Origin of the sequence: Tautonia sociabilis, assembly GCF_003977685.1 — a bacterium.
GTDB lineage: Bacteria > Planctomycetota > Planctomycetia > Isosphaerales > Isosphaeraceae > Tautonia > Tautonia sociabilis.
Genome location: NZ_RYZH01000001.1, coordinates 279,885 through 286,234, shown reverse-complemented (window position 1 = coordinate 286,234; position 6,350 = coordinate 279,885). Strand labels below are relative to the sequence as shown.

The following is a 6,350-nucleotide window of genomic DNA, read 5'->3' as shown; positions in this document are numbered from 1 at the left end:
CCTGCGACGTATCCGCCGCCGCGGCGCGGCGGGCGACCGCCTCCCGCTCCGGCCCCTCGACCTCGCGCCACGAGGCGTCTCGGAGCGCCCGCAAGCGCTCGATCTGCCGCGCAATGATCGCGCGCAAGGCCGCTCGGGCCGCGTCCGGATCGACGGGGGGAGCGAATGCGTCGGCGGTCGGGTCCGGCCGCAACGCGGAGGGACCATACGCGCCCGATTGAGCGTGACCGACCGAGACAGCCAGCGTCCAGAGCATGCGGGCGTCCTCCCCCGCCTCGGGGTCGGGAGGCCCCCCGGGCAGCCCGAGCATCGCCATCGCCCACGCCCGATCGCGCCCGTCCCAGCGCGAGCCCAGGCGAATCTGGCTATCCAACCTTCGCCAGTGTCGGATCAACCACTCGCACCCAAACGCCGTCGCCTCCAGCTCCTCGATCACGTTCACCGGATCGAGCAGCAACCGCTGCCCCAGCTTTCTCGCCGACGCCTGCTTCCGCCGATGCCAGCGCCCGACCGCTTCCCGAGCCGCCGCCTCCCTCGCCTCCTGGTTGGCCCGCTCGATCCGATCCAGCCGCACCGATAGGACGGCGGCCCGTTGAATCAAATGCTCCTCGACCACGTTGTCCGGCCCCGCCTCGCGCCGCCAGCGCTCGAGGATCTGCTCATACGCGGCGCGATCCTCCTCCGGCACGAGAACCTCTGCCGCCATCCCGTGCCTCAAGCCGTTGGCCCGGCTGCGTGCTTTTCCTTCGTCCGTCCTCGGCCCGGTCGATTGTTGCGCGTTCCGCCGGTTCGCCTCGATCCGCTTCGGTGAGATGCCGTCGCTCATGATGCTCCCCCCAAGATGTGCCTCAACGGACTCCAGGGAATGAGACGGAGAAGGTGCCGATCGCTCTGGCCCGTCCGCCGCGCCGCGCCGCACCGCGATCGCTCGGCGCGCACGGGCCCCTCAGCGACACCATCGGGGGATGGGGGGTGGTCCAGTCGCAAAATCCGCCGGCGGCGGTTCGCTCGAGCGGGCGTGCAGCTTTGGGGGAAGCCCAAGGGAGTGGGCCGACGCGGGAGGTCGGCCGGGGAGGAGAGCGGGGGTCAAGGGGGGAGCTACCCGGCCAGGACTCGAACCTGGAAAAACAGGACCAAAACCTGTTGTGATACCAATTTCACCACCGGGTAATGGGGGCGGGGGACCCGCCGGAGATGTTGACCAGTATATCCGGCACGGGGGGCGGAGGGAAGGTTCGCGTGCTGGCGAGGAGAGGGGAGCGATCTAGCCGGCGGCGGAGATGTCGTCGGCGGGGGAGGAGTCGCCCAGGAGGTTGTGGACGGAGTAGGCCAACTGTTCGAGCTGGACGCTGAGGTCGACGGCGACGATGCTGACGTCGGGGGGGACGAACAGGGAGGTGGGGGCGAAGTTGAGGATGCCTCGGATGCCGGAGGAGACGACGTGGTCGGCCACGCGCTGGGCGGCCTCGGCGGGGACGCAGAGCATGGCCAGTCGGAGGCCCTGGGAAGAGACGGCCTCGGGCAGCTCGTCGGTGTGGCGGATGGTCAGGCCGTCGAAGGACTTGCCGAGCTTGCGGGGGTCGTTGTCGAAGAGGGCGACGATCCGGAAGCGGCGGAGGCGGAACCCCTTGTAGCCGAGCAGGGCCTGGCCGAGGTTCCCCAGGCCGATCAGGGCGGTGGGCCAGTCGCGGTCGACGCCGAGGATGCGTCGGATGGCGACGGTGAGGTCCTCGATCGGGTAGCCCAGGCCGGGCTGGCCGAACTGGCCGAAGTAGGCGAGATCCTTGCGGACCTGGGCGTCGTTGAGGCCGAGGGCCTGGCCGAGCTGGCTGCTGGAGACGGTCTCTCGGCCCTGTCGGGCGAAGGTTTCGAGCTGGCGGAGGTAGAGACTAAGCCGACCGACGACGGCCTTGGGGGCCGGCTTGCTGGACGGCGAGGCGTCGCGATGGGGCTCCCGCACCGGACCGGACCCTCCTGGTTGGTTGGGGACGGACGGGGGATCGATGTCCTATCGGAAAACCCGATCTTGACTGTATCGGGTTCCGGGCGGCGGGGTCAAGCGCGGAAGCCGGGCTGCAGCCAGGGGCGGGGGAGGTGTCCCCGGAGGGCCACGTCGCCGTCGACGGTGAGGGAATCGACCCGGGCCAGCCGGAGGGCGTCGGCCATGCGATCGGCGCCCAGGCCCCGGACGGGGGAGTGGGAGTGGTCGCCCCCTTCGAGGATGGGGGCGACGAAGACCTGAACGGCGTCGACCTCGCCGGCGTCGAGGAAGGCGCCGAGGACCCGGCCGCCGCCCTCGACCAGAAGGTTTGTCAGCCCTCGGCGGCCCAGCTCGTCGAGCAGCGCGGCGATGGGGATGGGGCCGTCGCCGGGGAAGGGGAGGACCTCGACGCCGAGTCGGGTGAGGGCGTCGAGCCGGTCGGCGGGGGCTCGGCCGGAGGAGACGGCGAGCCAGACGGGGACCTCCCGGGCGGTCCTGGCCAGCTTCGAGGAGGTGGGCAGGCGGGCGGAGGGGTCGAGCACGATCCGGGCCGGGGTCCGGGGGCCGGGGGGGCGGGCGGTCAGCTCGGGGTCGTCGAGCAGGGCGGTGCCGATGCCGACGAGGATGCCGTCCATCCGCCCTCGGAGCTCGTGGACGAGGGCCCGGGACCGGGGGCCGGAGATCCATCGGCTGTCTCCCGAGGCGCAGGCGGTTTTGCCGTCGAGGGTCATCGCCCACTTGGCGGTCACGAACGGTCGGCCGACGGCCAGGCGCTTCAGGTACGGGGCGTTGAGGAGCCGGGCCTCGGCCTCCTCCAGCCCGACTTCGACGGCGACCCCGGCGTCCGCCAGTCGGGAGAAGCCGCCTCCCGCGACTCGAGGAAACGGGTCGCGCATGGCCGAGACGACCCGGGAGATGCCGGCGTCGAGCACGGCCTCGGTGCACGGGGGCGTCTTGCCGACGTGGCAGCAGGGTTCGAGCGTCACGTAGAGCGAGGCCCCCCGGGCGAGTTCTCCGGCGGCCCGGAGGGCGACGACCTCGGCGTGGGGGCCGCCGAACCGGGGGTGGTGCCCGAGGGAGACAAGAGAGCCGTCTCGGACGACGACGGCGCCGACCATCGGGTTGGGCTCGACCCGGCCTCGGCCCCGGGCAGCCTCGGCCAGGGCGAGGAGCATCCAGCGGCGGTCATCGTCGGTGAACGGGTTGGGGGCGTCGGGCATCGCAGTGGCAAGCGAGGGGCCGAGGTCGATCGAGCCAGAAGATCGGGGCGGGGGGGCCTGGGAGTTCTCCGCCTCGGAGGGTCGGGAAGGCCCGGGCTCCGGGACCGACGAACACCGGCGCCGGGGCCCTGGAAGGGTCGGATCGGCGATCCGATCGGGAAGGGATCAGAAGGCCACGCCGCGGGGGGGACGGGCCTCCCCGGTCGGAGCCGAGGGGGGCGGGGGAGCCGATCGGAGGGCCTCGAGGGAGGGGTCGCCGGCGGTCAGCTCGCGGAGGGCCCGAATGCGGAGGCGGGCGACCTCGGGAGGCAAGGGGTCGAGGGTGGTGCGGTACCAGTCGGGGAGGTTGGCCTCGAAGGCGGCAAGCTCGGGGCCGGTGGCCGAAGAGGGGCGTTGCTGGAGGTCCCGGAGGTATTCGATCTCGGCCATCCGGACGGCGAGGCGGTTGGTGGCCAACCGGGCGACGGCGGTGCGGAAGGGCTCGGGCAGCTCCGTCGCGAAGAACGGCCGACGGGGACCAGCGGCCCCCCGGGGATCGACGGGCCGGAACGGGTCGAGCAGCAGGTCGACGAGGTCGTCCAGGGGAGGGGAGGGCCGGAGGTTCCGCTGGCCGGGACGGGAGAGCTCGTCCAACTGCTCCCGGAACCGGCGCTGGCCGAGCTTGACCCGGTCGAGGAGGATCTCCCGGAAGGCGTCCCGGACGGGATCGGCCGGCTTCAGGCCGAGGTCTCGACCGAGGCGGCGGAGGGTGTCGAGCCGATCGTCGGGGGAGCGGGCCGATTCCACCCGGCGGCGCTCCCGATCGTCCAGCGAGGCCCAGACACGGAGCAACGCGGCGGCGTCGTAGAGCGGCACGGGGTTCAACGCGGAGGAGCCGACCCAGATGGCCGGGCTGACTCGGGGGGAGCCGGGGACGTCCTCGGCCGCCAAGCGCTCCCGGATCAGGGAGATGCGGCGGTCGGGAGGGGTGGAATCGATCTCCCGCCGGGCCTCGGGGTCGAGCGACCGATACCAGGAGGCGTAGCGGTCCATCAGGTCGAGGTATCGGCGACGTTCCTCGGGCGGAAGGCGGGAGAGGGCGTCGTCGAGGGCCCGGATCGACCGGCGATCGGCCTCAGGGAGCTGGTCGAACCGCTCCAGCCGATCGGAGAGGGCCTGGCGGGTCTTCGGGGGCATCGAGGCCAGGCGGTCGAACCCCACCGGCACGGCGGCCAGGAGGATCGGGACCGCCGAGGCGGAGGCGAAGAGCGGGCCGAGGACTCTCATCCCCAGGAGCATGGCGGGGTTGCGCCGGTCAGTCCGACGCCTCCTTGAAGAGGGTCGTCTCGTCGAGCCGACGGAGGAACTCGAGGTCGCCGACGGCGCGATAGGCGTCGAGCCGCTCGGCGATGGTTAGGTCCCGGGCGAGCCGGGAGGTGCGGTCGGGGATGAGCCAGCGGGCGACCGAGTAGCCGACGGCGCCCCCCAGCCCGATCGAGGCGGCGACGGCCAGCAGGGCGAGCAGCCGGGCCATCGTGCGCCGGGCGGCCCCGACCAGGCGATCGTCGGCGGCTGGGGCCTCGGCGACCAGGGTGAGCGTGCGATCGGTGAAGTCCGAGCCGGCCCGGGGGCGAGGGAGCAGGTCAAGCAAGTTCCAGGACGTTTCGAGGGCCTCGATCTCTCGGCGGCCGGAGACGCTTCGGGTGAGCTTCTCGGCCAGCGCCGAGGCGCGATCGGCGGGCAGCTCGCCATCAAGGTAGGCGACCAGGTCGGCCCGCTCCTCGGCGGTCAATCGCAGTTGCTCGGCCGCCATCGCCACTCCGCCTGGTTGCCCGATCCGGCCGGACCAGCGGCCGGGCCTGCCATCGCGAACCCTCCAGGACGATCGGGTCGTCTGGCTCGTCGAGGGCCCCCGCCGACCCGTCCCGGGGAATCTCCTGGAGCCGATCCCCGGGATCTCCCCGCCGCGCTCTTAGCGGAACCCGCCGCCGAAGCCGCCGAAGCCGCCGAAGCCGCCCATGCCGCCGAAGCCACCCATGCCACCGAAACCTCCCATTCCTCCCATTCTTCCCATTCGCCGAGAGCCCCCGGTGAGCGCTCCGGTGCGGCGAGCAGCCGCCGCCCGTCGGGAGGCATCGCTGAGGGTCCCGGCCTGGTAGCCGTAGAACTGGGGGACGCTCCGGCCGAAGTGGGAGGCGGGGGCGGGAGTGGCGCGCTGGCCGGGAATTAGGACCGTGGGCCGTCGGGTGAAGGGGCGTTCTTCGAGGGGGACGAGCTCGTAGGGGTTGTCCAGCTCGTAGAGCGAGCCCCGAGACGGGCGGGCGGTGAGGGCCTCGGCGCGCCGGGCCTGGGCGTTGAGGTTGATTGTCTCGTTGGCGCCGCCGGCGAGCTGGGAGGCGACGACCTGGTTCCTCGGGATGTAGTAGCCGTAATAGGCGGCGAACGGGTCGAAGGTGTTGTTCTGGAAGCCGGGAGGCAGACCGGCGGTCTGGGCCTGGGTCGTCGGCACGACCGCCAGCAGCCCGAGGGCGACGACGATGCCGGAGCAGAGTCGAGTCATGGCGATCGGCCTCGAAGGGGGAGAATGTGATCGGCGAGGCTCGGGGACCGTCCCCGGGGCCGGGGCTCGCCGCACCCCGAGGGGCGCGGTATTTTCAGTATATCGATCGGATCCCCCCGGGCCAACCACCCCCAATCGGCCCGAGGACGCCCCGATCGCTCCCGAAACAACGGTCGCAACGGGGGGAAGTCGGGATCGGAGCCTGCGGAGCAATGCCCGAGCTGGACTCGAAGACCCAGGAACTGCTCTCGGCGATCTTTCTGATGGCCGGCCTGCTGGTGCTGGTCGCGCTGGGAATCCAGGTCGTCTCGATCTACCGGAAGCGCCTCATCCGGAGGGCCGACACCCCGGCCGACCTGTCGGACTCGTTCCGGGAGGCGTTCGAGGCCGGCGAGCTGAGCGAGGAGGAGTACCGCCGGATCCAGGACGCGATGGGACGGGGGCCGAGGGGGGCTTCCCCCCGGTCGGTGCCGGCGTCGGGCTCTGCGCTCCCTTCCGAAGCCCCCCCATCGGCCGTCGAGGGAGAGAAGCCCCTTGGAATTGGGCCGGACCCGGTCGGCCAGGGCGCTCCTCCCGCCGAGGAGCCGCCGAGGTCGTGATCCGGGGGCTC

General features: G+C 72.3%; 6 protein-coding genes, 1 tRNA gene and 1 pseudogene. 1 reads left to right on the top strand and 7 read right to left on the bottom strand.

The window, feature by feature from the left end:
• The 7 genes and pseudogenes from TsocGM_RS01120 to TsocGM_RS26415 form a co-directional block, all read right to left on the bottom strand.
• Nucleotides 1-826: pseudogene (locus tag TsocGM_RS01120) on the bottom strand (hypothetical protein); the annotation flags it as partial.
• A 272-nt stretch (nt 827-1,098) separates the two neighbouring features.
• Nucleotides 1,099-1,170 (bottom strand) — tRNA-Gln (locus TsocGM_RS01115).
• 94 nt (nt 1,171-1,264) lie between these two features.
• Nucleotides 1,265-1,960: a redox-sensing transcriptional repressor Rex gene (locus tag TsocGM_RS01110; protein ID WP_126723465.1), complete on the bottom strand. Its 696-nt coding sequence runs from the start codon at nt 1,958-1,960 to the stop codon at nt 1,265-1,267.
• Between the two features lie 95 nt (nt 1,961-2,055).
• Complete coding sequence (gene ribD, locus TsocGM_RS01105) at nt 2,056-3,201, bottom strand: bifunctional diaminohydroxyphosphoribosylaminopyrimidine deaminase/5-amino-6-(5-phosphoribosylamino)uracil reductase RibD (protein ID WP_233578139.1); 1,146 nt, start codon at nt 3,199-3,201, stop codon at nt 2,056-2,058.
• 165 nt (nt 3,202-3,366) lie between these two features.
• On the bottom strand, nt 3,367-4,479 hold the full coding sequence (locus tag TsocGM_RS01100) for a DUF3106 domain-containing protein (RefSeq protein WP_126723464.1): 1,113 nt from the start codon (nt 4,477-4,479) through the stop codon (nt 3,367-3,369).
• A gap of 16 nt (nt 4,480-4,495) precedes the next feature.
• Entirely contained in the window at nt 4,496-4,993 is a 498-nt protein-coding gene (locus TsocGM_RS01095) for an anti-sigma factor (protein WP_126723463.1), read from the bottom strand.
• A gap of 159 nt (nt 4,994-5,152) precedes the next feature.
• Nucleotides 5,153-5,740: a hypothetical protein gene (locus TsocGM_RS26415; RefSeq protein ID WP_199756669.1), complete on the bottom strand. Its 588-nt coding sequence runs from the start codon at nt 5,738-5,740 to the stop codon at nt 5,153-5,155.
• A gap of 212 nt (nt 5,741-5,952) precedes the next feature.
• Between TsocGM_RS26415 and TsocGM_RS01085 the strand changes: the two genes are divergently transcribed.
• The gene (locus tag TsocGM_RS01085; protein ID WP_126723462.1) at nt 5,953-6,339 is read left to right on the top strand and encodes a hypothetical protein; all 387 of its coding nucleotides are present in this window, start codon (nt 5,953-5,955) and stop codon (nt 6,337-6,339) included.
• The last annotated feature ends 11 nt before the right edge of the window (nt 6,340-6,350 follow it).